The 20,191-nt window shown below is 72.1% G+C and carries 32 protein-coding genes and 1 tRNA gene; 26 read left to right on the top strand and 7 right to left on the bottom strand.

The genetic code is table 11. The annotated features are described in order from the left end of the window. Nucleotides 1-36 precede the first annotated feature (36 nt). Both OG550_RS20345 and OG550_RS20340 read right to left on the bottom strand, forming a co-directional pair. Nucleotides 37-303, bottom strand: coding sequence for a hypothetical protein (locus OG550_RS20345; protein WP_327679567.1), 267 nt, complete (start codon nucleotides 301-303; stop codon nucleotides 37-39). A gap of 4 nt (nucleotides 304-307) precedes the next feature. Further along, nucleotides 308-865 carry a hypothetical protein gene (locus OG550_RS20340; protein ID WP_327679565.1) on the bottom strand — a complete coding sequence of 186 codons (558 nt, stop codon included), beginning with the start codon at nucleotides 863-865 and terminating at the stop codon, nucleotides 308-310. Between the two features lie 86 nt (nucleotides 866-951). On the opposite strand from OG550_RS20340, the gene OG550_RS20335 reads away from it, so the two are divergent. Beyond that, entirely contained in the window at nucleotides 952-1,293 is a 342-nt protein-coding gene (locus OG550_RS20335; protein WP_327679563.1) for a helix-turn-helix transcriptional regulator, read from the top strand. Next, nucleotides 1,290-1,988 (top strand): permease prefix domain 1-containing protein, encoded by a 699-nt coding sequence (locus OG550_RS20330; protein ID WP_327679560.1) that lies wholly within the window; start codon nucleotides 1,290-1,292, stop codon nucleotides 1,986-1,988. The genes OG550_RS20335 and OG550_RS20330 overlap by 4 nt, the downstream gene beginning before the upstream one ends. 301 nt (nucleotides 1,989-2,289) lie before the next feature. On the opposite strand, the gene OG550_RS20325 is transcribed toward OG550_RS20330, so the two are convergent. The 4 genes from OG550_RS20325 to OG550_RS20310 all read right to left on the bottom strand — a co-directional run bounded on the left by OG550_RS20325 (nucleotide 2,290) and on the right by OG550_RS20310 (nucleotide 5,092). Next, nucleotides 2,290-2,374 (bottom strand) — tRNA-Ser (locus tag OG550_RS20325). A 179-nt stretch (nucleotides 2,375-2,553) separates the two neighbouring features. Continuing rightward, on the bottom strand, nucleotides 2,554-3,951 hold the full coding sequence (locus tag OG550_RS20320) for a site-specific integrase (RefSeq protein WP_327679558.1): 1,398 nt from the start codon (nucleotides 3,949-3,951) through the stop codon (nucleotides 2,554-2,556). A gap of 254 nt (nucleotides 3,952-4,205) precedes the next feature. Continuing rightward, nucleotides 4,206-4,637, bottom strand: coding sequence for a hypothetical protein (locus OG550_RS20315; protein ID WP_327679556.1), 432 nt, complete (start codon nucleotides 4,635-4,637; stop codon nucleotides 4,206-4,208). Between the two features lie 35 nt (nucleotides 4,638-4,672). Further along, nucleotides 4,673-5,092 carry a helix-turn-helix domain-containing protein gene (locus OG550_RS20310; protein ID WP_327679554.1) on the bottom strand — a complete coding sequence of 140 codons (420 nt, stop codon included), beginning with the start codon at nucleotides 5,090-5,092 and terminating at the stop codon, nucleotides 4,673-4,675. A 194-nt stretch (nucleotides 5,093-5,286) separates the two neighbouring features. Here OG550_RS20310 and OG550_RS20305 point away from each other — a divergent pair, with 194 nt between their 5' ends. The 12 genes from OG550_RS20305 (at nucleotide 5,287) to OG550_RS20250 (ending at nucleotide 14,055) form a co-directional block, all read left to right on the top strand. Further along, entirely contained in the window at nucleotides 5,287-5,541 is a 255-nt protein-coding gene (locus tag OG550_RS20305) for a helix-turn-helix domain-containing protein (protein WP_327679552.1), read from the top strand. 35 nt (nucleotides 5,542-5,576) lie between these two features. Continuing rightward, nucleotides 5,577-5,810 (top strand): helix-turn-helix domain-containing protein, encoded by a 234-nt coding sequence (locus tag OG550_RS20300; protein WP_327679550.1) that lies wholly within the window; start codon nucleotides 5,577-5,579, stop codon nucleotides 5,808-5,810. A gap of 73 nt (nucleotides 5,811-5,883) precedes the next feature. Next, nucleotides 5,884-8,538: a bifunctional DNA primase/polymerase gene (locus OG550_RS20295; RefSeq protein ID WP_327679548.1), complete on the top strand. Its 2,655-nt coding sequence runs from the start codon at nucleotides 5,884-5,886 to the stop codon at nucleotides 8,536-8,538. Nucleotides 8,539-8,898: 360 nt separating this feature from the next. Continuing rightward, nucleotides 8,899-10,518 carry a DEAD/DEAH box helicase gene (locus tag OG550_RS20290; protein ID WP_327679547.1) on the top strand — a complete coding sequence of 540 codons (1,620 nt, stop codon included), beginning with the start codon at nucleotides 8,899-8,901 and terminating at the stop codon, nucleotides 10,516-10,518. Between the two features lie 66 nt (nucleotides 10,519-10,584). After that, nucleotides 10,585-10,854 carry a WhiB family transcriptional regulator gene (locus OG550_RS20285; protein ID WP_327679545.1) on the top strand — a complete coding sequence of 90 codons (270 nt, stop codon included), beginning with the start codon at nucleotides 10,585-10,587 and terminating at the stop codon, nucleotides 10,852-10,854. A 235-nt stretch (nucleotides 10,855-11,089) separates the two neighbouring features. Continuing rightward, nucleotides 11,090-11,746 carry a hypothetical protein gene (locus OG550_RS20280; protein ID WP_327679543.1) on the top strand — a complete coding sequence of 219 codons (657 nt, stop codon included), beginning with the start codon at nucleotides 11,090-11,092 and terminating at the stop codon, nucleotides 11,744-11,746. Nucleotides 11,747-11,756: 10 nt separating this feature from the next. Further along, the gene (locus OG550_RS20275) at nucleotides 11,757-11,990 is read left to right on the top strand and encodes a hypothetical protein (protein WP_327679542.1); all 234 of its coding nucleotides are present in this window, start codon (nucleotides 11,757-11,759) and stop codon (nucleotides 11,988-11,990) included. Between the two features lie 139 nt (nucleotides 11,991-12,129). Beyond that, nucleotides 12,130-12,324: a hypothetical protein gene (locus tag OG550_RS20270; protein WP_327679541.1), complete on the top strand. Its 195-nt coding sequence runs from the start codon at nucleotides 12,130-12,132 to the stop codon at nucleotides 12,322-12,324. Between the two features lie 56 nt (nucleotides 12,325-12,380). Beyond that, nucleotides 12,381-12,731, top strand: a complete 351-nt coding sequence (locus OG550_RS20265) for a hypothetical protein (RefSeq protein ID WP_327679539.1) — start codon at nucleotides 12,381-12,383, stop codon at nucleotides 12,729-12,731. 61 nt (nucleotides 12,732-12,792) lie between these two features. Next, nucleotides 12,793-13,239, top strand: coding sequence for a hypothetical protein (locus OG550_RS20260; RefSeq protein WP_327679537.1), 447 nt, complete (start codon nucleotides 12,793-12,795; stop codon nucleotides 13,237-13,239). Continuing rightward, nucleotides 13,236-13,439, top strand: a complete 204-nt coding sequence (locus OG550_RS20255; protein ID WP_327679535.1) for a LuxR C-terminal-related transcriptional regulator — start codon at nucleotides 13,236-13,238, stop codon at nucleotides 13,437-13,439. Before OG550_RS20260 ends, OG550_RS20255 begins: the two co-directional genes overlap by 4 nt. Before the next feature lie 4 nt (nucleotides 13,440-13,443). Further along, entirely contained in the window at nucleotides 13,444-14,055 is a 612-nt protein-coding gene (locus tag OG550_RS20250) for a hypothetical protein (protein WP_327679533.1), read from the top strand. 7 nt (nucleotides 14,056-14,062) lie between these two features. Here OG550_RS20250 and OG550_RS20245 read toward each other — a convergent pair whose 3' ends face one another. Next, entirely contained in the window at nucleotides 14,063-14,254 is a 192-nt protein-coding gene (locus tag OG550_RS20245; RefSeq protein ID WP_327679531.1) for a hypothetical protein, read from the bottom strand. A gap of 155 nt (nucleotides 14,255-14,409) precedes the next feature. Between OG550_RS20245 and OG550_RS20240 the strand changes: the two genes are divergently transcribed. The 12 genes from OG550_RS20240 to OG550_RS20185 all read left to right on the top strand — a co-directional run bounded on the left by OG550_RS20240 (nucleotide 14,410) and on the right by OG550_RS20185 (nucleotide 20,190). Then, the gene (locus tag OG550_RS20240) at nucleotides 14,410-15,123 is read left to right on the top strand and encodes an RNA polymerase sigma factor (protein ID WP_327679529.1); all 714 of its coding nucleotides are present in this window, start codon (nucleotides 14,410-14,412) and stop codon (nucleotides 15,121-15,123) included. Beyond that, nucleotides 15,120-15,431, top strand: coding sequence for a hypothetical protein (locus OG550_RS20235; protein ID WP_327679526.1), 312 nt, complete (start codon nucleotides 15,120-15,122; stop codon nucleotides 15,429-15,431). The genes OG550_RS20240 and OG550_RS20235 overlap by 4 nt, the downstream gene beginning before the upstream one ends. Before the next feature lie 188 nt (nucleotides 15,432-15,619). Then, nucleotides 15,620-16,648, top strand: coding sequence for a hypothetical protein (locus OG550_RS20230; protein ID WP_327679523.1), 1,029 nt, complete (start codon nucleotides 15,620-15,622; stop codon nucleotides 16,646-16,648). An 11-nt stretch (nucleotides 16,649-16,659) separates the two neighbouring features. Then, nucleotides 16,660-16,809: a hypothetical protein gene (locus tag OG550_RS20225; protein ID WP_327679521.1), complete on the top strand. Its 150-nt coding sequence runs from the start codon at nucleotides 16,660-16,662 to the stop codon at nucleotides 16,807-16,809. Nucleotides 16,810-16,811: 2 nt separating this feature from the next. Further along, nucleotides 16,812-16,973: a hypothetical protein gene (locus OG550_RS20220; RefSeq protein ID WP_327679519.1), complete on the top strand. Its 162-nt coding sequence runs from the start codon at nucleotides 16,812-16,814 to the stop codon at nucleotides 16,971-16,973. A 2-nt stretch (nucleotides 16,974-16,975) separates the two neighbouring features. Continuing rightward, a complete protein-coding gene (locus tag OG550_RS20215) occupies nucleotides 16,976-17,341 on the top strand; it encodes a hypothetical protein (RefSeq protein ID WP_327679517.1) in 366 nt (121 codons plus the stop codon). Continuing rightward, nucleotides 17,341-17,865 (top strand): hypothetical protein, encoded by a 525-nt coding sequence (locus tag OG550_RS20210; protein WP_327679515.1) that lies wholly within the window; start codon nucleotides 17,341-17,343, stop codon nucleotides 17,863-17,865. Before OG550_RS20215 ends, OG550_RS20210 begins: the two co-directional genes overlap by 1 nt. After that, complete coding sequence (locus OG550_RS20205) at nucleotides 17,865-18,878, top strand: hypothetical protein (RefSeq protein ID WP_327679513.1); 1,014 nt, start codon at nucleotides 17,865-17,867, stop codon at nucleotides 18,876-18,878. The genes OG550_RS20210 and OG550_RS20205 overlap by 1 nt, the downstream gene beginning before the upstream one ends. Nucleotides 18,879-18,994: 116 nt before the next feature. Further along, the gene (locus tag OG550_RS20200; protein ID WP_327679511.1) at nucleotides 18,995-19,270 is read left to right on the top strand and encodes a hypothetical protein; all 276 of its coding nucleotides are present in this window, start codon (nucleotides 18,995-18,997) and stop codon (nucleotides 19,268-19,270) included. A 45-nt stretch (nucleotides 19,271-19,315) separates the two neighbouring features. After that, nucleotides 19,316-19,528 carry a hypothetical protein gene (locus tag OG550_RS20195; RefSeq protein WP_327679509.1) on the top strand — a complete coding sequence of 71 codons (213 nt, stop codon included), beginning with the start codon at nucleotides 19,316-19,318 and terminating at the stop codon, nucleotides 19,526-19,528. Between the two features lie 123 nt (nucleotides 19,529-19,651). Continuing rightward, nucleotides 19,652-20,047, top strand: coding sequence for a hypothetical protein (locus OG550_RS20190; RefSeq protein WP_266269543.1), 396 nt, complete (start codon nucleotides 19,652-19,654; stop codon nucleotides 20,045-20,047). Between the two features lie 8 nt (nucleotides 20,048-20,055). Then, the gene (locus OG550_RS20185; RefSeq protein ID WP_327679507.1) at nucleotides 20,056-20,190 is read left to right on the top strand and encodes a hypothetical protein; all 135 of its coding nucleotides are present in this window, start codon (nucleotides 20,056-20,058) and stop codon (nucleotides 20,188-20,190) included. The last annotated feature ends 1 nt before the right edge of the window (nucleotide 20,191 follow it).

The raw sequence follows: 20,191 nt of genomic DNA, 5'->3' as shown, positions 1-20,191 counted from the left end.
GGGGTGGCCGTGCCGCTCCTTGTCGCCGGCTTCGCGTCAGTGGGTCGGTGCGCCGGTCGCCGGGCGGCTCAGCAGCCGCAGGACGAGCAGTCCCCCGAAGCCGGGGACGAACGCCCGCCACTTGGCGCCAGGGAGGGCCAGGGCGGGGGTGAGCCACACGGACAGGACGGTGGCCAGGTAGGCCGTGCCGTGGACCGGGCCACCCATCGAGGTGATCGCCTTGGTGTGCACGGTGAGGAGGTTGAGCAACAGGAGGGTCAGCGAGGCGGCTTCGACGGCGGCCGCGATCCGGAGGGTCCGCACGGTGTCAGGCCCCCGTGGTGGAGCCGGGGCGGACGATCATCAGGACGACGACGGCCGCCCACAGCAGGTTGAAGATCCCGGTCGTCATGCCCAGCCGGGTCGCCGCCGAGCGGAGTTCCCGCGCCGTGCCGGAGCCGGTCGCCGCGCCCTCGGCCCCGCCCGCGCCCTCGGCGCCACCGGTTCCCTCGGGGGCGCCGGTGACGGGGGCGGCCGGCCCGCCGGGGGCGGCGAGCAGTCGCGCCTGTCCGGGGATGATCGACATCAGCAGCAGCGCCGCGGCGACGGCCGTGAGCGCGATCGAGGTGAGCAGCCAGGCGTCGGTCAGGACGCCGAGCCGGGCGCCGGTCGCGATCCCGAAGACGGGGACGGCGACGCCGACGACGGTGTAGCCCCGGCAGATCCGATGGAGGATCCCGGCGATCGCGCCGCTGCGCTCCGGGGGCCCCTCGGCGTCGGGGCCCGAGGGCCGGGCGAAGCGGGGGAACATCGAGGCCGCCACGGCGATCGGGCCGATGGCGAGGATCGCGGCCAGGACGTGGAGCGAGAGCAGCAGCTTGGTCACCGGGTGTCCTTGGATCGGCTGGCAATAGGTTGGCTACCAATCCATAACTAGCACACCGGCGCGCCGCTTGGGTAGGCTGCCTGACTATGAAGACGGATGCGGTACGCGGGCATCTGGACGGACTGCTGCTGTCCGTCCTGGAGACCGGCCCACTGCACGGCTACGCGATCATCACCGCGGTCCAGGAGCGCAGCAACGGCGCCCTGGAGCTGCGCAAGGGCACCATCTACCCGGCACTCAACCGCCTGGAGCGCCTCGGACTGCTGCGCAGCGCGTGGGAGTCGTCGGGCGAGCGGCGGCGGCGCTGCTACGAACTCACCGACGCCGGCCGGCGCGGCCTCGACGCCGAGCGGACGCTGTGGCGGGAGTTCACCACCGCGATCGGCTCGGTACTCGAACCCGTACGGGCCCCCGGGCACGCGACGTGAAGGCCCCCGGGGCCGACGCCGTCGCGGCGGTCACGGCCGCGGACCCCGTCGAGGCCCACCTCGCGGACCTGACGGCCGCCCTGCACGGCCCCGCCCGGGTCAAGGCCAGGATGGTGGCCGAGCTGCGCGAGGGCCTGCTCGACGCCGTCCGCGACCTGTCACCCGGCCCCGGGCCCGACCCGGCCGCCGCCCGCCAGGCGGTCGACGAGTTCGGCACGGTCGCCGAGATCGCGCCCGACTTCCAACGGGAGCTGACCATCGCCCAGGCCCGCCACACCGCGCGCACGGTGGTCCTGATCGTCCCGTTCCTGTTCCTGTGCTGGTACTTCGTGGAGGCCCACGGCCGCCGGGCGGGCCGACCGCTGCCGGACCCGGCGCAGCTCGTGGTCCTCCACCTGGGCGGCGTCGCCGCACTCACCGCGCTGCTGGCCGCCGGCTTCCTCGCCGCCACCGGCGTGCTCGCCCGTCGGCTGCCCACCCCGGAACGGCTTCCGCTGGCGGTCGCCTGGACGGGCACCACCGCCGCGGCCGCCCTGGCCCTCAGCGCGCTGACCCTCACCGTCGCCTCCGTCCTGGCGACGAGCTGGCTGCTGACCACCGTCGCGGGCGTGGTCACCATCGCCTTCCACACGAGAATGGCCGCCTCCGCGCGGGCGTGCCGCGAGTGCGCCCTGCTGCCGGTCACGAGCGCCTGATCCGGCCCCGGAGCGCCCACGGCGGCGGCGTGGTGGTGCGGCGGGGCGGGTGGGCCCGGAACGCGCCGGGGCGGGGCGGGCCGGGCTGGACTCGGTCCAGCGGCACGACGACTCCCCGGGGCGCGGTGTCGCGCACCGTGATCGTCTCCGTCGGACAGTGCTCGGCCGCGTCGGCCACCGCACCGTCCGGGGCGATCGACGCCCTCGGCCTGACGCGCCGCCGGCCCGACGAGGTGCCCCCACCCGGGCCGGGGAAGCCGGAAGGCCCAGGTCGGATGCCGTCCGACCTGGGCCTGGAGGGTGGGGCGCCAGGGGCTCGAACCCTGAACCTACGGATTAAAAGTCTGAATGTGGCCGTGATGCTCTGTGCTTCCTCATACCGCCCCGTGCCTTGCACTACTGGTCAGAGAGGGTGTGGCGTGACGACTCGTCCATTCCGGACTACCCTCGTGATGCCCCGTTACAGTGCGTTCGGGCCAGCAGCGGGCCAGCAGAAGAGCCCTGCCGAGCTGGGCTTTCGCCTGGCCGACAGGGCTCCGAAGTAGCTACCGCGCTGCTCCCGATCCTACCCCGCGGGCGCCCCCGGAACCTCTCCCGCTCCCGCGTCCGGGTCCTGTCCTTCCTCGCCGCGCACCGGCTTCCGGCGCGCCCGCGGCACCATGCCGGCCGCGCGCTCGGCGACCTCCTTGTCGACCTCCGGCAGCAACGTCGTGTAGGTGTCCGACGTCAAGGTGACCGTCGAGTGCCTCAACGTCTCCTTGATGACGTGGATGTCGCCGCCGCCCGCGTGGATCACAGTGGCCGCCTGGTGACGAAGGTCGCGCAGGTTGATCGGCGGCAGGCCGGCCGCCTTACGGATTCGGTGGAACGCGTCGGTCACCATCTGCGGGTGCAACCAGGTCCCGTCCTCCTGGATGAACACCTTCCCGGTGTCGGTCCAGGACGGCGCCTTCTCCAGATCTCCGCCGGCGGCAAGGAACTCGGCCCGGGCAGCGAGTTGGCGGTCTCGCTCGGCGAGTTGGCACACACGGTGCTCGCGGAGGACCTGGACGGTGACGGAGTCGAGGGCGATCGTCGCCGCGCTACCGTCGGTCTTGGGCTCGGTCTCCATGGGCGTCCACCCGTCCTGGACAATCTCCTTCGCGACAGTGAGCTCGGCGCGGTCGAGGTCGGTGTTGTGCCAGTCGTGGCCAACGCCTTCACCACGACGAAGGCCTCGGAAGGCGACCAGGTGGAAGAAGGCGTAGAGGCGGTCTTCCTCGGCGGCGTCGAGGAACTCTCCGAGTTGGGGGAGGGTCCACACCATGACCGGGGACGGCTTCTCGCCGGTCAGCTGCCACCGCTGCACGTGCTGCTCGGTCCACAGGACGGCTTTCGGTCGCTTCCCGGAGGTCATCTCCAGGTGCTCGGCCGGGTTGTGCGTGATGAGCTGGCGCACGATGGCGGTGTTGAGCGCGGCCCGCAGGGTGGACCGGATGCGCTGGCGGGTGGCCGGCCCGGTGATGCGCCGGAACGGCTTCATCTCGGCGAGCTTCGCGCGCTCCCCCGCGATCCGGGCCCTCTCCTCCGGGGTGGGGACCCCGGGACGGCCGGCTCGGCAGCGGGCGGCCTGTTCGCGTCGGGCCTGGTTCTCCGCGGCGATGGTCTCGTTCTCGTCCGCGATGGCGTCGAACATCTCGACCAGGTGGCCGGCGTTGAGGCGGTCGAGCCGGAGGTGCCCGAGGTGGGGCTTGAGGTGCACTCGGATATGTGACTCGTAGCCGTTGGTGGTGGTCTTGCGGGTCTTCTTGCCCGCGAGCCAGGTGTCGAGCCAGTCACCGACGGTGGTCTTGCCGTCGAGGGGGATGCCGACGCCGAGGCGGCGCTGGACCTCGGCGGTGTCGGGGATGGGCGCGCGGTTCTTCGCAATGTCGACGAGGAGGGCCGCGACGCGCTGCTCGGCGTCCTCGTCGCCCTTGGCCATGTCGAGGATCGCCCTGACCTTGTCGAGGGCTTCCTGTGCCTTGGTGACGGTGTCATAGCCGGTGCGGCGAAAGGTACGGCGCCGGCCGTCACGGTCAGCCGGGAGTTCCTGGCGAATGGCCGGCGACCCGTGGGTCTTCCTCGACAGCCTCGTGCAAGCCGACCCGAGAAGCTTCCCATCCTCAGCTCGGCATTCACACCGCTTATAGACGCCACCCCCACGCCGAGACCCAGCCACGTCACTCCTCAGATTGCCTACGGGAACTCGCTGTCCGGACTGTCGAGGGAATCGAGCTCGCGGTCAAGCTCGATCAGCCAAGACCCGGAGCGACCAGCCAAGTAGCCTTCCGCGAAAGCGCGGGCCGCAGCTTTCGCGATTTCATCCTGAGCCGCTGCCTGGAGGCTCGCGAGCTGTACGGCGTGCTCGATATCCATGGTCCGCATGCCCTGACGAAGTGCTTCCTCTTCGCTCACCATACGGCGCCTGGCCAGGGCGGTAGCCAAACGGATCGCGAGGGCGACGTACAGAATAAACGTCACTGTGAACATGATATTGAGCGCGCCGCCTCCCTCTACATCACTGAAGAGAGCCACGGAGAACTGGCTGCCCGTAATGACCAGAGCCAGAACGAAGTAAACCCGCAGCCGTGCAGCAGGAATATCGTCCATGCGCACCGCACCGCGCACTACAGCAAATCTAGAGGGTATTGCTTTCACGCCACCTACTTTGCCGGTTTGCCAGTATCTTTTTCGCCCAGCAGCGCCTGCACCATGGCACTGAAAACCGAGACCTTGCCCGGTTCGGTGATCCCCAGACTATGCGCTGCGTCCGTCGCTGTGAATGGTCGTGGACGCCCGGGCCCGGTCCCGCGTGGCAGTAGGCCAGCGGCAATGAACAGGTCAAGAACATCGACGTCGATCGCGTCCGCGAGCGGGACCATAAACCGTGGGTCGGGGATCGTTTGCCCGGAGAGCATCCTGCTGACCGTCGCAAGTGGCATGCCCGTGTCATTGGCGAGCGCAGTACGCCCGCCGCCGCGGGGCGCGAGGTCGTACCCGGCGCGGATGGCGCCGCTGCGAACGAGGTCGCCGAACGCAACGGCCCTCGCCGCCCTCGCGGCCTCCTTCTGAACGTCTTCCATGATCAATCCACCTCTCATCGAGCCCCTTCCCATGCTCACGGTAGCGCGCAAGTACTTGCGCGCAAACAAGCATGGCACGCGTGACTGACAACGACTCCCTGCATGGCTGGGATGTTTCTACTTGCTCATAAGGAAGTAGTGGCGTAGCTTCCTTGCGAGGAAGGAAATATGACCTCTGACCAGGGAGCGTGTACATGGCCAAGTTCCACCTACGGGACGACCACCTGATGCGGCTCGCGGCCGAGAAGGGCGACCTGACCGGCTACGCCATCGCCCGGCGCAGTGGCCTCGCCCAGTCGACCGTCTCCCGGCTGCGCCGTGGCCTCGTCGAACCCGCAACGACCTCCCTGATCGCCCTCGCCCAGGTGTACGGCGCCACGGTCGACGAGCTGGTCTCGGCAGACCCGGACAGCAGCGCGGGCCCGGACGAAGCGGGGGCCGCCTCGTGACCACCGCCCGCAGCTCCGCCACTCGGGTCGACCCGTTGACCACCGACCAGGTCCTCGCGCTGCCCGCTCTCGTCCCCGTCTGGCCGTCCGGAGCCGCCGCGTGCGGCGGCCTCTCCCGCCCGTCGGCCTACAAGTTGGCGCGCGCAGGCGAGTTCCCGGTCGAGGTCGTCCCCATCCAAGGCCGCTACTTCTGCCGCCGCAGCGACCTGCTGGCGTTCCTCGGGCTCGACGGGATCGCCGTCACACAGCACGACGCCCCCGCCCAGTAGCGCCCGCCCGCAGACCGGGCAGGACGCCTCGGCCCCGCGCCCTCCCCACGCCAAGATCAACCGGAGAGCCCCGTTGCCCAACACCGAGCAGCAGATCAGCCTGCGCGACGCCGCTCGTGAGTATCACGACGTCGGTCTTTGCGTCCTGCCCATCAGGGCGGACGGCAGCAAAGCCGCAGACGTTCGCAGCTGGACGCCGTACAAGACCACCAGCTCCACCCCGGAGGAGCACGACCGCTGGTTCGCCCCGGACAGGGCAGCCGGCATCGCCGTCGTCTACGGCGGGGTGTCCGGCAGCGTCGAGATGATCGAGTTCGAGGGCCTCGCTGTCCGTGAAGGAGTCCTCAACGAGGTCAACGAGGTCATGGACGCCTCGGGCCTCGGCGACGTCTGGACTGCGATCCGGACGGGGTGGGCAACCGAGTCGCCGTCGGGCGGCATCCACTACCGGGTCCGCGTCGAGGGGGGGCTGGTCCCCCCGAACACGAAGTTGGCTCAACGGCTGGCACGCGAGGACGAGTACACCCCAGAAGAACGGCAGCGTCTCGCCGAGAAGCCGAACAGCCGCATCCTGCGCGTGCTCATCGAGACGCGCGGCGAGGGTGGGTACGGACTCACCGAGCCGTCCGGCGGCACCGTTCACGCCTCCGGCCTGCCGTACGTCCGGATCGCCGGAGGGCCGGCCACCATCCCCACCGTCGACGCCGACCACATGGAGGCCGTCCGCGACGTCTGCCGGATGGTCGACGCCCTGCCCAAGCCCGAGACGGCATCGACGGCACCGGGCCGCAGCCGACCCCCGCTGCCCGGCGGAGGGCTGCGGCCCGGCGAGGACTTCGAGCAGCGCGCGTTGTGGGAGGAGATCCTTCATGGCATCTTCCGCCCGATCCGGACCAGCGGCCGTACCACCTACTGGGGTTGGGCCGACGGAACCCGCGGCGCGAAGGCCACGACCGGCCGCGACCCGGCCGCCGACCGCTTGTACGTCTTCACCACCTCCTCCGAGTTCCAGGCCGAGGTGCCCTACACCAAGTTCGGCGCCTACGCCCTGCTCAACCACAACGGCGACCACAGGGCCGCTGCGGGCGCGCTCCGGCGCCAGGGGTACGGGTCCGAGCCGGAGCGCCGCCGTCTCGCACCGGCCCGTCCGGTCGAGATGTGGTCCGACGGATCGGCCGCCCTCGACCCCGCGTACGAGCCCGAGGGCGGGGAGGCACAGGACCGCCACCTCCACGCCGTCCCGGACCGGCCCCAGCTCGACATCACGAACGAGGCCGACGGGATCGACGGGATCCTCGCGCTCATGGCTGCGGGCCGCCTGCCCGACCTCTACAAGCGGTCGTCGGGCCCGTGCTGGGTGCACCTCGACGACATGGGCGACCCCGTCGTCCACCAGCTGGCGACGGACAACCTGCGTGCCTACCTCGCGGACCACGTCACCACCTACGTGGTGAAGAAGGACGCGGACGGCGTCCCGACCGAGGAGCGCGAGCTCCTGATGCCGAAGAGCTGCGGCACAATCCTCGGCCGGAAGGACTGGTCGCTACCTCCCCTGCGCGGCATCGTGACGTCGCCCGTGGTCCGGCCGGACGGGACCCTGGTCACTGACCCCGGATACGACCGCGTCACCGGCCTCTACCTCCAGCCTCGGGTGCCGGTCCGGCGGCTCCAGCCAACCGTCACCACCGAGAGCCTGGACCGGGCCCGGGAGATCGTCCTGGGCCAGGTGCTCGCCGACTTCCCGTGGGTTGCCGACTCCGACCGGGCCCACTACCTGGCCGCGCTCCTAACGCCCATCCTGCGCCCGTACTTCCACGGCCCTACTCCCATGTTCGTCATCACCGCAACGGCCCCGGGCTCCGGAAAGTCCCTGTTGAAGGACTTGCTGGGGCACTGCTACGGGGTCGCGGGTACTCCCTGGCCCGAGAACGACACCGAGCTGAGGAAGTCGATCACGACGCAGCTCTACACCACCGGCCAGCCCGTGGTGGCGTTCGACAACCTGCCCACCGGCCACATCATGAAGAGCCCCGTCCTGTCCGCACTGCTCACCGACGAGCAGTGGGGCGACCGAGTCCTCGGCGCCACCGGCAGGGTGGTCATGCGCAACGACCGGGTGTGGGTTGCCACCGGCAACGCCCTTCGCACCAGCGGCGACAACCGGCGCCGAGTCTTCTGGGTGCGCCTGAACCCCAACTGCCCGGATCCGGACCAGCGCGACGGCTTCACGATCGGCGATCTCCGTCCCTGGCTCCGCGCCCACGCGTCCACGCTCGTGGCCGCACTGGTGACGCTCGTGAGGGCCTGGCTCACCGCTGGGGCCCCGCTCGTCCGCACCCGGAAGGGCGACTACTCCGAGTGGGCAACCATGCTGGCCGGCCTCCTCGGCTACCTCGGCGTCTCTGGCTTCAACGCCGATCAGGACAACGCCCTCGACCAGGACGACGAAGAAGCCGAGTGGACAGCGTTCCTGGAGATCTGGCGCGAGACGATCGGCACCGACCCGGTCCAGGTCGGCCGACTGATCGGCGGCCTGCCCGACCACGTCCCGCGCCTGCGGGACGGTGAGGCTCCGTCAACGAAGCAGCTCGGCCTCTGGCTCAAGGCCCGCGAAGGCCGGTTCTTCGGCACCCACAAGCTGGCCCGGGTCTACGACTCGCACAAGAAGCAGAACCTCTGGCGGGTCGACGTCCACACCGGCCGCGGCACCGCCACGCACGAGACCTGACCGTGACGGCCGATGCGGGGAGTGCGGGTGTCTCGCCCATGCCTGCGGGGAGTTGCGCAGGGATCCCGCAAGGCCGCGACCAGCGCCGATGCGGGGAGGCGGGGAGTTGCGGGGAGTCACCACCGCTCCTTCTACCGCACGTACAACACACACCCGTCGCGCATCACAGATACGCCATACCGATCACGGCGACTCGAAAGAGCCTCCGGCACAAGGGGTTAGAGAGAACTCCCCGCAACTCCCCGCATACCCGCAAAGCACCAGGTCAGAGCGCGGACGGTCCCAATGAGGAACACCCGCAACCACTTCCCGCACTTCCCGCACTCCCCGCAGAGCTCCAGCATCGAATCGAGGTGTCCCATGTCCTTCGACCTCCGCCCGTACCAGCGCGAGGCCATCTCCAAGCTCATCGACGGCTGGCAGGCCGCCGACGCGAACCGGCTCGCCGTCGTCCTGCCGACCGGCGCCGGGAAGACCGTCGTCCTGTCCCACCTGATCAGTCGCATGCACCAGCAGACCGGCCGCCGGGCCCTGGTCATCGCCCACCGTGAGGAGCTCATCCAGCAGGCCGCCGCCAAGATCCGTGCCATCGCCCCGCACCTGAAGGTCGGCGTCGTCAAGGCCGGCCGAGACGAGCACCGCGGCGTGGACGTGATCGTCGCGAGCATCCAGACCCTGGCCGTGCGGAAGCGGCGGGCCGCGATCACCGGCGTCGGCCTGGTCGTCGTGGACGAGTGCCACCACGCCGCCGCCGACTCCTACGTCGAGGTGCTCGACCACTTCGGCGCCTGGTCGAGCGTGCCGGTGGCTGGCTTCACCGCGACGATGACGCGGACCGACGGGGGCTTGGCCGACGTCTGGCAGGACATCGTGTTCCAGCTCGACATCCTCGACCTGATGGCCGACGGCCACCTCGTCGACGTCCGGGGCAAGCGGGTCCGGGTCGGTGGGCTCGACCTCGACAAGGTGAAGACCCGTGCCGGCGACCTCCAGGACAGCCAGCTCGGCCAGGCCCTGGAGGACTCCGGCGCCGCCCGGGTCGTCGCCGACGCCTACGTCGAGCACGCCGCCGACCGCCCCGGGGTGGTGTTCACCCCGACCGTCGCCACCGCCCACGGCATGGCCGAGGCCCTCACAGCCGCCGGTATCACCGCGGCCGCCGTCTGGGGCGACATGCCCCGCGACGACCGCCTCGCCACCCTCGGCCGCTACAAGGCGGGCGACGTGCAGGTCCTCACCAACTGCATGGTGTTGACCGAGGGGTTCGACGCGCCGTGGGCGTCCTGCGCGGTGATCGCCCGGCCCACCAAGTCCCCTGGCCTGTACGTCCAGATGGTCGGCCGTGTGCTCCGTCCGTCGCCCGGCAAGGTCGACGCCCTGGTCCTCGACGTGATGGGCAGCTCGACCCGGCACAAGCTCGCGTCCATCGTCGACCTCACCGGCCGGAACGTCGGCGCGCTGCGCGAGAACCAGTCGCTGGCCGAGGCCGCGGCTGAGCCCGCCGAGCCCGAGTCTACGAAGCCCGGCACCGCGCCCGCGCTCGCGGTCGGCTGGGAGGACATCGACCTGTTCCACCACTCCCGGGTGCGTTGGCTCCGGACCGGCGGCGGCCTCTGGTTCATCCCGGCCGGCCGCGCGTTCTACTTCCTCGTGCCGAGCGCGGCCAGCCTCTACCGGATCCGCCGCTGGTCCGAGGACGGCGGCGTCCAGCCTCCGGCCCTTGACCGCGACTTCACCCAGGCCGACGCGATGCGGTGGGCCGAGATCGGCGCCCGCGGCCGCGAGGGACGCGCTCTGACGCTGCGCACCTCCGCCTGGCGGGCCCGGCCGGCCTCTCCGAAGCAGCTGCAGCTGTGCCGATACCGGCGGGTTCGGGTCGGCCCCGGATGGACCGCTGGCGACGTCTCCGATGCGCTCGACATCGCCCAGGCCACGGCCCTGCTCGACCCGTGGGTCCGAGCGTCCGCCGTCGCCGCCTGACCGGGGCGGGCCCACCCCTAGTAGGCCCGCCCGGTTCCCATCCAACCACTCGAAAGGAGAACCCCGATGGCCGCGATCACTCCCGGATCGGCGCGCGCCGCGTCCCCGCTGCCGCTGAACGTCGACGACCTGACGTTGCCCTGCCGCACCACCGATCCGGACCTGTGGACGTCGAGCGTCTACACGGAGCAGCTGCGAGCGGCGGACCTCTGCCACGACTGCCCGCACATGCTCGCCTGCCGGGCCTGGGCCCGGGCCACCGGCCAGGCCGGCGCGTGCGGCGGCGAGACCGAGGCCCAGCGCCGCCGTGCCCTCTCCACCAGGACCGCCGCGTGAACACCGCCTGGCTCGTCCTCGCCGTCTGCGGGCCTGCCTCGGCCCTCGGCCTGTGGATGCTCCGCAACGCGTGTCGCTCCGCTCACGGGTACCAGGCCCGCCCGCTCCGCTCGCAGGCCGCCATCCACGCGGACTTCGCAGTCATCGTCCGCCTCTTCGACTCCACCACCGCCGTCGAGCCGCCGCTTACTCGCCGCGGCCGCCGAGCCCTCGCCCGCGTAGGAAGGACCCTCCGATGAACCCTCTCCCGCCGACCGCCGAGCAGCTCGACCACCTCATCGGCCACACCGACCACCGCCCCCTCACCCCGGACGAGCACGCACTCCTCCGCGCCGGCGTCCGTCTGCTACGCGAGCAGCAGGCGGAGTTGCTCACCGAGCTCGGCGGCCGGGACGCGGCCGCTCGCGAACGGTGGATGCAGAACCAGGAGAGGCAGCTCGGCATCAAGTGGGCCGACTTCCGCGCTGGCCGCTGGGAGATGGACCTCGCGGGCGGCCGTGACTTCGTCGCCGCCTACGTTGCCGCGGCCCGGGCCTTGCTCGGCGACGCCCCGAACTACTCGGAGACGCGGCTGGAGCTCGACGTCAAGATCGCCGAGTCGCCGGAGGTCTACACGCTCGTCGTGCAGCGGCACGCGCCCGGCGCGCTCACCCCGCACGAGGCCCGCCAGCGCGCCGAGGCCCGCGTCCGCCAACTGGAGACCGAGCTGGCCGCCGAGCGCCGGGAGCGCGAGATCGCCTTGGGCCGCATCCTCCACTTTGCCGCCGAGGCCCATCGCCGCAAGTGGCACTACGACAACGGCGGCGAGGACACCCACCCGGCGTTCGCCGTCCTGCACCAGCTCGGCAACGAGATGAACAACTGGGTCCGCGCCCACAACCCGGCCAGCTGAGAGGCCCGCCATGGACGGCCCAGCGAGGACTCACCACGAACCCCTCATCCAGCAGAGCACCTACACCTGCGCAGGCATGTGGTGGGCCCACTGCTGCCGCAGCATCATCACCCGCCCCAACCACACCGGCTGGTGCAGCACCCAGGACGACGCCCAAGCCCTGATCGACTGGCACCTGGCCGGCGAGATCGGCCCGGCCCCGGTGGGCACCGACGTCCCACTGCAGCTGGACCTGTTCGTCTGACGCCCGTCAACGGCTGCCCGCACCCCGCGGGCGGCCCCACCCCGAAGGAGAGCACCATGGGCATCCACACCCGCCGCGAGACCACCATCCGTCGCATTGAGCACGTCCTGCCCACCCCCGTGCCCGCCGGGGCCGCCACGTGAGCGCCGAGACGTACCTCGCCATCCGCTGCGACCACCACGGCGGCGACGGCGAGCAGTGCACCACCGAGTGGAGCCACCCGGTCCGGGTCGACACGCACCGGGAACTCCGCCGCCACCTGAAGGCCCGCGGCTGGCGGTTCGGCCGCCGCCGCGACCTCTGCCCCGAGCACGCCGCCGCTGACCACCACTGACGCCCGTCACCGGCCGCCCGCACCCCGCGGGCGGCCCCACCCCGAAGGAGACCGCCATGGGCATCCACACCAGCGCCTACCTCGCGTACGGCGCCCCCATCACCGGCGTCCGCTACGGCGACGACCTCGACAAGCCGCTCGCCACCTACAACGCGGCCGTTATCTACCCCGACCAGCACCGCGACAGCGTCGGCCACCTCGAAGCCGGCAGCTACGACAACGACAAGCTCTACCTGGTCACGTACTGCGCCGAGGCCGACCTCGACGACCCGGAGCGTCTGACCGCCGCCGACCTCAACCCGCTGCACTCGTCGTTCTGGGACGAGCACCTGCACGCCGCCGCGAAGGCCTGCGGCGTGGGCCTGATGAGCGCGCCCGGCTGGCTGCTGATCGCTGCCCAGAGCTGACCCGCCCCGCCTGCCGCCCCCGCCCGGGCGGCAGGCCCAACCCCTGACCGAGGAGCACCCGATGCCCGACCAGACCCCCGCCGACCTGCTCGCCGCCGCAGCCCAGCGGCTCCGAGACCTCCACACCGCCGCCACCGCCCACGGCGCCCCCGACTGGACCTACACCCAGCACCGCGACCACCCCGAGCGCGGAGGATCCGGCGCCGTCCGCACCGAGGACGGCCACACCGTCGCCGGCACCCGCGCGTCCATCGGCGGTCGCACCCGAGTGCCCAGCATCATCCGCCCGTACGGCGAGTGGATCGCCGCCATGGACCCGGCCCTCGGGCTGCTGATCGCCGACTGGCTGGACGCCGCCGCTCACCGCTTCCGCTCCGCCCAACTGGGTGCCGCCGAGGTCTGGCCAGACGACCCGGCCCAGCAGGCCGAGTTCAACGCCCGCCAGTGGCCGGACCACGCCCTCGCGGTGGCCCGCGCGGTGCTCGGCCAGGACGGCGGCACGCGGTGACCCGCCCCCTCACCCAGCGCGAGGCCGACGCGATGCGCTACGCCACCGCCGGCCTCGACCCCGCACAGATCGCCCTCCACCTCGACGTCACCACCAGCGCCGTCCGGGCCACCCTCCAGCGCGCCATCCGCAAGCTCGGCGGCAGGGACCTTCACCACGCTATCCAGATCCACAACCAACCCAGCCCCACCAGGAGGTAACCCCGTGGACACCTGCCTCTCGTGCGACGACCCGACCCGGTACGGCGCCTACCTGTGTCAGCCCTGCACCGACCGGACCGACGACCGGCTGCGAGAGATGCCGGGCCTGTACGCGGTCCTGGAGGAATGGCTGCGCCCGTCTTCACAGGTGTCCACCGCAGTCGGTTCACGCAGCGCCAGCCCGGACGCGCCGATGCCGGTGTCGGAGGAGGTGTTGGACATCCGGGGGCCGGGTGGGATGGTGACCGTGCTGGAGGAGTGGCGGCAGGCCTGGTGCGAGGACGCCGGGATCCGGTGGCCCGCCCCGTTCGGGGACTACCGGGGGCGCCTGCTTCGCGCGGTTCGGTCCCTGCGCGAGCAGCTGCCCGCCATGGCGGCCAGCTGGCCGGAGGCCGGCGTGTTCGCGGCCGAGGTCCGGGCGCACCACGGTGCCGCGCTCAGCATCGTGGACCCGCGGGCGCGGTCGGTGCGTGCTGGCACCTGCACTGCGGTGGTGGACGGCGATGCGTGCGGCGCGGTCCTGCGGGCGACGCCGGGGGTGCCGGAGATCCGGTGTACGTGGTGCTCGACGGCCTACCCGCCGTCGGCGTGGCTGGACCTGGCGAAGGCCGCCTGACCGGAGCTCAGCTCTTCGGTCTGGTCGGCCCGTCCGGCCGGGCCGGCAGCTGGTCCGTCTCGTGAGTCAGCCACCGGAGGAAGCTGACCAGGTGCGCGTTCATGTCCGACCCGACCTCGGCGACGGCCGCCTTGGCCTTGTCGTAGAGCTCCGGCTCGGGCCGGAACGTCTTCGCGGGGAACTTGTGGACTGACGGCATGCAGAAATCCTCTCACGGTGGCTTGCCACCGGTCCATAGCCGCGCCTAGAGTGGTGGCTAGCCACCCAGTGGTGCAACAAACGGCCCGACAGGGGTCTTCGACCTCCCCTGCCGGGCCTGACCAGACCCCCTTGCGCAAACAAGGAGACCCAGCTGTGAGCAATGCTCCCATGCTGTCGGCCGTGCCGACGCTCACCCCCCGCGAGCAGTTCGAGGAGCTCTACCGGGCCCACTCCCGGCAGATCACCACGTACATCGCGGCGCACCTCTTCCGCACCGACCGCCACCTCGCCGAGGACCTCACCAGCGAGACGTTCCTCAGCCTCTGGCGCAGCCTGGAGAACGGGCTTCGGATCGAGCACCCCCGGGCGCTGCTCCAGACCATCGCCGAGCGCGCCATCGCCGCCCACTTCCGCAAGCGCTCCGCCTGGGAGTCGGTCACCGACTTCACCGCGGCCGCCGTGAGCGCCATCGCCGCTCCCTCCTTCGCCTCGCCGCACCTCGCCGCACTGCTGGCCGAGGTCGAGCAGGCCGAGCAGGCCCTGACCGAGGCGTGTACCGCCTACAAGGTCCTCACCCAGCGGTACGTCGCCGCGTGCGGCGCGCTGGCCAGCGCGAAGGCGCCCGAGGTGCTCACCCGGGCGGCGATCCGCCGCGACCGCGCCGCGCTGCTCCGCCGGGCCGCGCTCGCCGAGTTCGAGGCCGCGGCGCTCGCGGCCGCCCGGGCCCGGGCCGAGTGGAACGGCGAGGCCGCGCTGGCCGCCGCCGAGCCGCTGCCGAAGCGCGAGCCGGGCGACACGCTGCGCCGGACCCCGGCGACCGTCGGCCGGCCGAAGCCCGTCCCGGCCCGGACGGCGGTCGCCGCATGAGTACCGACCCCCGCCGCGCGGCCTACCAGGCCGGGCACGCTCTGGCCGGCCACCTGCTCACCGTCCTCACGCCGCTGCCGGCCCGGATTCAGGTCAGCTGCCCCACGTGGTCCCCGGACCAGCCGACGATCAACCTCTACGCCCACCTGGACCTCGCGGCGCTGAAGTCCTGGGCGGAGACCATCGGCGGCGACCTGGTCCCCCAGCGGCACGAGGGCGAGCGGGTGCACTGGATCCTGACCGCCGAGGTCGACGGCATTCTCGTCGAGGGCTGGACGATCACCGACCCGCCGAACGTCGGCCAGTGACCGCCCCGACCTGCCCGTGCGGCTGCGGCAACCCCTGGCGCAAGCACACCCCGGTCCGCTGACGTAGCCCCACCCGGCGGAAGTGCCAGCGCGAAGGCGCCGTGGTCACCGCCCCTTCCACCGCCCGGGGCCGAGGTGCAGACATCCCCTCGGCCCCGGGCCACCACATCACCACGCTCGGAGCCACCGTGCCCATCCTCACCCGTACCGTCCTGTGCGAACGCCCCATCACCTGGACCGCCCCCGACGGCACCACCCGCACCGACACCGAGACCTACCCGGTTCCGGTCCCCCGCGACTGGCGCCGCGGCGGCCTCGCCACCGCCAGCACCGGCACCGGCGTCCTCCTGGCCGTCGCCGTGGCGTGGTCCACCGCCAGCATCGGCGACCTCCTCGCTGGCGCCGTCGACCCCGTCATCGGCTACAGCGCCGCCGTTGCGTTCGACGCCGCGTGGATCATCTGCATGATCCTGGAATGGCTCGCCCGTGACGACCCGGAGAAGGCCCGCGCGCCCCGCACCTTCGGCTGGATCGCCCTGGTCCTCGCGATGGCCGCCGTCTGCGTCCACGGCTGGCTGTCGGCCGTCGAGCACGCCTTCGCCACCGGCATCATCGGCGCCAGCGTCTCCGCGATCGCCAAGGTCGTGTGGAGCCTCGTCATCGCCCACACGACGAAGCCGCTGTCGCCCGGGGCCCAGGCCTGGGTGCGCGAGCGCCGCGAGAGCGCCGACGCCGAGCTCCTCGACGCCCGCCTCGACGTCGAACTGCTGCGCTCCCGTGCCCAGGCTGCCGCGTACCGCGCCGCTTACACCGCTGCCCCGGCCATCGAGCCCGTCCCAGACCCGGACAGGCCGTCCGGACAGCCCGTCCCCGTCTCGCCGACGGTCCGCTCCGCTGTCCGCGCGGCGATCTCGGTCAGCCCGGGCGCCTGGCCCGAGGACATCGTCGAGCAGCTCGCCCGTATCGGCATCGAGACCGACGCGGACACTGTCCGTCTGCTGTCCGGACAGCAGGCGGACAGTACGGACAGCAGCTCAGGGGACGTGCTCGCGCTCGTTCCCCACGCCGCGGACGACACCATCACGGACACCGTCAAGGCCGCTGTCCGGACCACCGGACCGGACCTCGACGCTGTCCTGTCCGCTGTCCGACGAGTCCACGGACCCGACGTGAAGCGCGACACCGTCCGCCGGACCATCGACCGCGTCGCCGGTTGAAGGGGCGCCCCGTGCTCCAGCTCCTCTTCGCGGGCACCGCCGCCCTCGCCTTCGCCGGGGTCTACCGCATCGCCGAGCACCCGGTCCGGCACACGCTCCGCTTCGCCGGAGCCCTCGCCCTCTGGGCCGCCTTCCTCGCCTTGATCATCACCTGGAGATAGCCATGGGCCTCTGGTCCAAGCTCACCGGCACCCCGCCCGCCGAGCCCCCGCCCGGCCGAACCGCGGCCGCCCGCCGCCGACGCGAACGCGAGATCCGCCGCATCGACGCCGGCACCGCCGCCTGGCTCCGCACCGGCGGCGTCGGCCACCGAAGGGACCGCTGACCGTGAGCACCGAGAACATCCCCCAGCTCCCGACCGACCACCACCACGCCGTCGACTGGGCCCGCGTCCGGCGGGCGACGCTCCTCCGGCACCCGCTGAAGACCACCGCAACCGCCGCCGCCGGCGCGGCCCTCGGCCCCTGGTGGACCACGAACGCCGCGCTCCCCCTGCTCGGCCTCTACGGCCCGCAGGCCCCGATCGGCCTCGCCTTCATGACCGGCATCTACGCCGGCGTCGTCGCCACCAACGGCAAGGTGCGGCCCCTCGTCCGCCGCGCCGCGGCCGCCGTCCTGGTCGCCGCCGTCACCGGCACCCTCTACGCCGCCCCCGTCCGCAACGCGATCATCGCCTGGCTCCTGGAGAACTGATGGACCTCTTCACCGTCACCGACACCGTCAACCGTGCCGGCTCCGCGTTCGGACTCTGCACCGCCCTGGGCACCGGCATGGTTTTGTACTTCAAGAACGGGCACACCCTCCAGGCGCTCAGGCCCCGGGCCGTGTGGATGCCCTGGGCCGGCGCGGCCGTGACCATGGTCCTGGCCTCCGCCGTCACCGGCGGCGCCGTCAACAAGGCCGCCGGTGCCCTCACCGGCTCGGGCAACAGGACCGGCCAGGACATCGGCAGTGTCGCCCTCGGCACGAACGACGCCGCCAAGACGCCGATCGCCGTCACTGAGGTGCTCTCCTACTCCGGCTCCTGGCTCGCCCTGACCGCCGTCTTCGGCCTCGGCCTGTCCATCTGGTTCGCCAAGGGCTGGCAGCCCCGCCTGCTCGCCGTCTCCGGCTGCGTCACCGGCGCCACCTGGGGCATCGCTTCCTCTGTCGGCGGCTGGACCGCCAAGGTCAGCATCCCGCTCGTCTCCTGGCTCGGAGACTCGGTGATCGGCTGATGTCCACCGCACCCGACACCCAGCAGCCCGCCCCCAGGACCGGGACCCCGCCGACCCTGGCCCGCACGGGCGCCGGCGCCGGACACATCGCCGTCGCCCTGGCCCACTGGGCCGGTGGCCACACCATCGGGCCGGAGGAGATCACCCGGCGCATCGTCAAGGCCCGTGCCGAGGCCCACGCAGCCGCGGTTGCCGAGCACGCCCGCCAGGCCCGCGCCGCCCACAAGAGGGGCCGCCGCCTCCGCCAGCGCGCCGAGCTGAACGGCGGCCTGGTCCCCGCCGACCAGACCGCACTCGTCGCCGCCGACCAGGAGGCGCAGCGGCACGACGCCGCGATCAGCGCGCTGGCGGAGTTCACCGCCCCGGTCCTCGACCCCGGGCAGATCCGCCACCGCCGCCACCGCACCGCCGCCGTGCGGTGCCTGGTCCTCACCCTGCCGCCGACCGCCGTCGTCGCCGGGTCCTGGATGTGGTCGGGCAGCGTGTTCCTGTTCTCCGTCGTCGGCGCCGTCGGCGCGTGCCTCGCCCGCGGCGATCGGCCCTTCGAGTTGACCGTCCGTCCCGTCCCGGCTGAGCTGATCGCCGCCACCCCGCACGTCCTGGCCGACGCCCCGGCCGAGGTCGTCCCCAAGCCGGTCGCGGTCGACGCCGGCGCCTGGCGCGAGGAACTCCGTCTGTACGTCGAGCAGCTGGTCGCCCTCGCCGACCTCGACGGCCGCACCGGCGTCCACGTCGCCGACATCCTGGTCGCCCTCCAGCGGGACGGCCGGTTCATCGGCGCCACCACCAAGACCTTCCCCAGTACGCTCCGTGACGCCGGGGTCCCCACCGACGTCGTCAAGCTCAAGAGCGCCGTCCCCCCATCCGCCCTCGGCGTCCGCTACGACAGGCTCGCCGCCGCCCTCGGCCACCAGCCGCGGCTGCCCGCCCACCTGGTCCCGGACATCACCGCCGACGACGAGGCGGGCCCGGGGGAGTACCCCTCCCCCGCCCCTCGCGCCGCCGCCGGGTAGCGGTAAATCCGCAGGTCACGCGTTTACCGCTTACCGTTTACCGCCCCGTTTAACGCTCCCCGAGAGGGGATGTGGATCAAGGGCGAGCCGACGAACACGACCCACGAGGAGACACCATGTACATCAAGCCCACGACGCGCACCGACCGAGGCGGAGCCAAGATCTCCAGCTTCCCCGTCGCCGCTGGCGACGCCGGAACCGGGACCGTGCTCAACGTCATCGCCTACAGCTACACCGACCCCCGAACCGGGCGACGGATGTTCACCTGGGAATGCGAGCTCTGCGGCGGGGAGGGCGCCGACACCCACGACACCAGCGGCAAGCTCACCACCAGCGTGCAGCGGCAGACCCTGAGCGGCGCCAAGCGGCACGCGGAGGGATGCACGCTCTGACCGCACCCTAGGGTGGCCAACCCGCCCACCAGGCACACTGGTCGAGTGGAGTACCTCTCACTACCCCCCGGCTACCTCACCACCAGCCTCGCCGCCCTCGCCGTCGGCGTGGACCCCGCCACCATCCGCGACTGGGTCCGACGCGGCATCCTCACAAGGTGTGGCGGCACCCCGATGCGCCCGATCTACCGCGTGACCGATGTCCTGGACGCCCGCCACGCGGCCAAACCCAGCCGCCCTGGCCAACGGGCCCGTTGACAAGATCGAACAGGTGCGCCACGCTTTGAGCGACGCCGCATGCCCAGACGCACGCGGACCACAGACACCGAGGGCCCCACGGCAACCGCCGCGGGGCCCTTCGTCATGCCCGGGAGGCACCGCGTGCAGCAGCCCACCATCGGACGCATCGTCCACTACACGCTCACCCAGGACGACGCCAACACGGTCAACCGCCGCCGAGCCGGACGCGCGATCCGCGAGCGTCTCGACGTCGCCTCGCTCGGCAACCGCGCCGCCGCCGGCGACGTCTTCCCCGCGACCGTCGTCCGCGTCGGGCCCAGGGACCTGTGCAACCTCCAGGTCGCCCTCGACGGCGCCGACGGACTGTGGGTGACCAGCCGCGCCGAGGGCACCGAGCCCGGCACCTGGGCTTGGCCGGTACGGACGTCCGTCCGCCTGCTGCTCAACGGCTGCGTGCCGAGCGACGTCCAGATGGTCGGCCCTGTCAGGCCTGCCGCCGCCTCCGGCGCCCCGGCCGCCGGATCGGACGAACAGTGAGCGCCCCGGTGGGCATCAGGTGGGCGGGCGCCGAGCTCGCCCTCGCCCGGGTTCAGCGAGACCTGGAGACCGCGCTCGGCCGCACCTGGCGCGGGCGCCTCGTCCTCCGGCTCGCACGCTGGTACTCGGCTTGGAGGAGCTGAC

The organism is Kitasatospora sp. NBC_00458 (genome assembly GCF_036013975.1).
Lineage (GTDB): Bacteria > Actinomycetota > Actinomycetes > Streptomycetales > Streptomycetaceae > Kitasatospora.
Note: the sequence above shows the minus strand (reverse complement) of the source record. Positions and strands in the feature narration are given on the sequence as shown.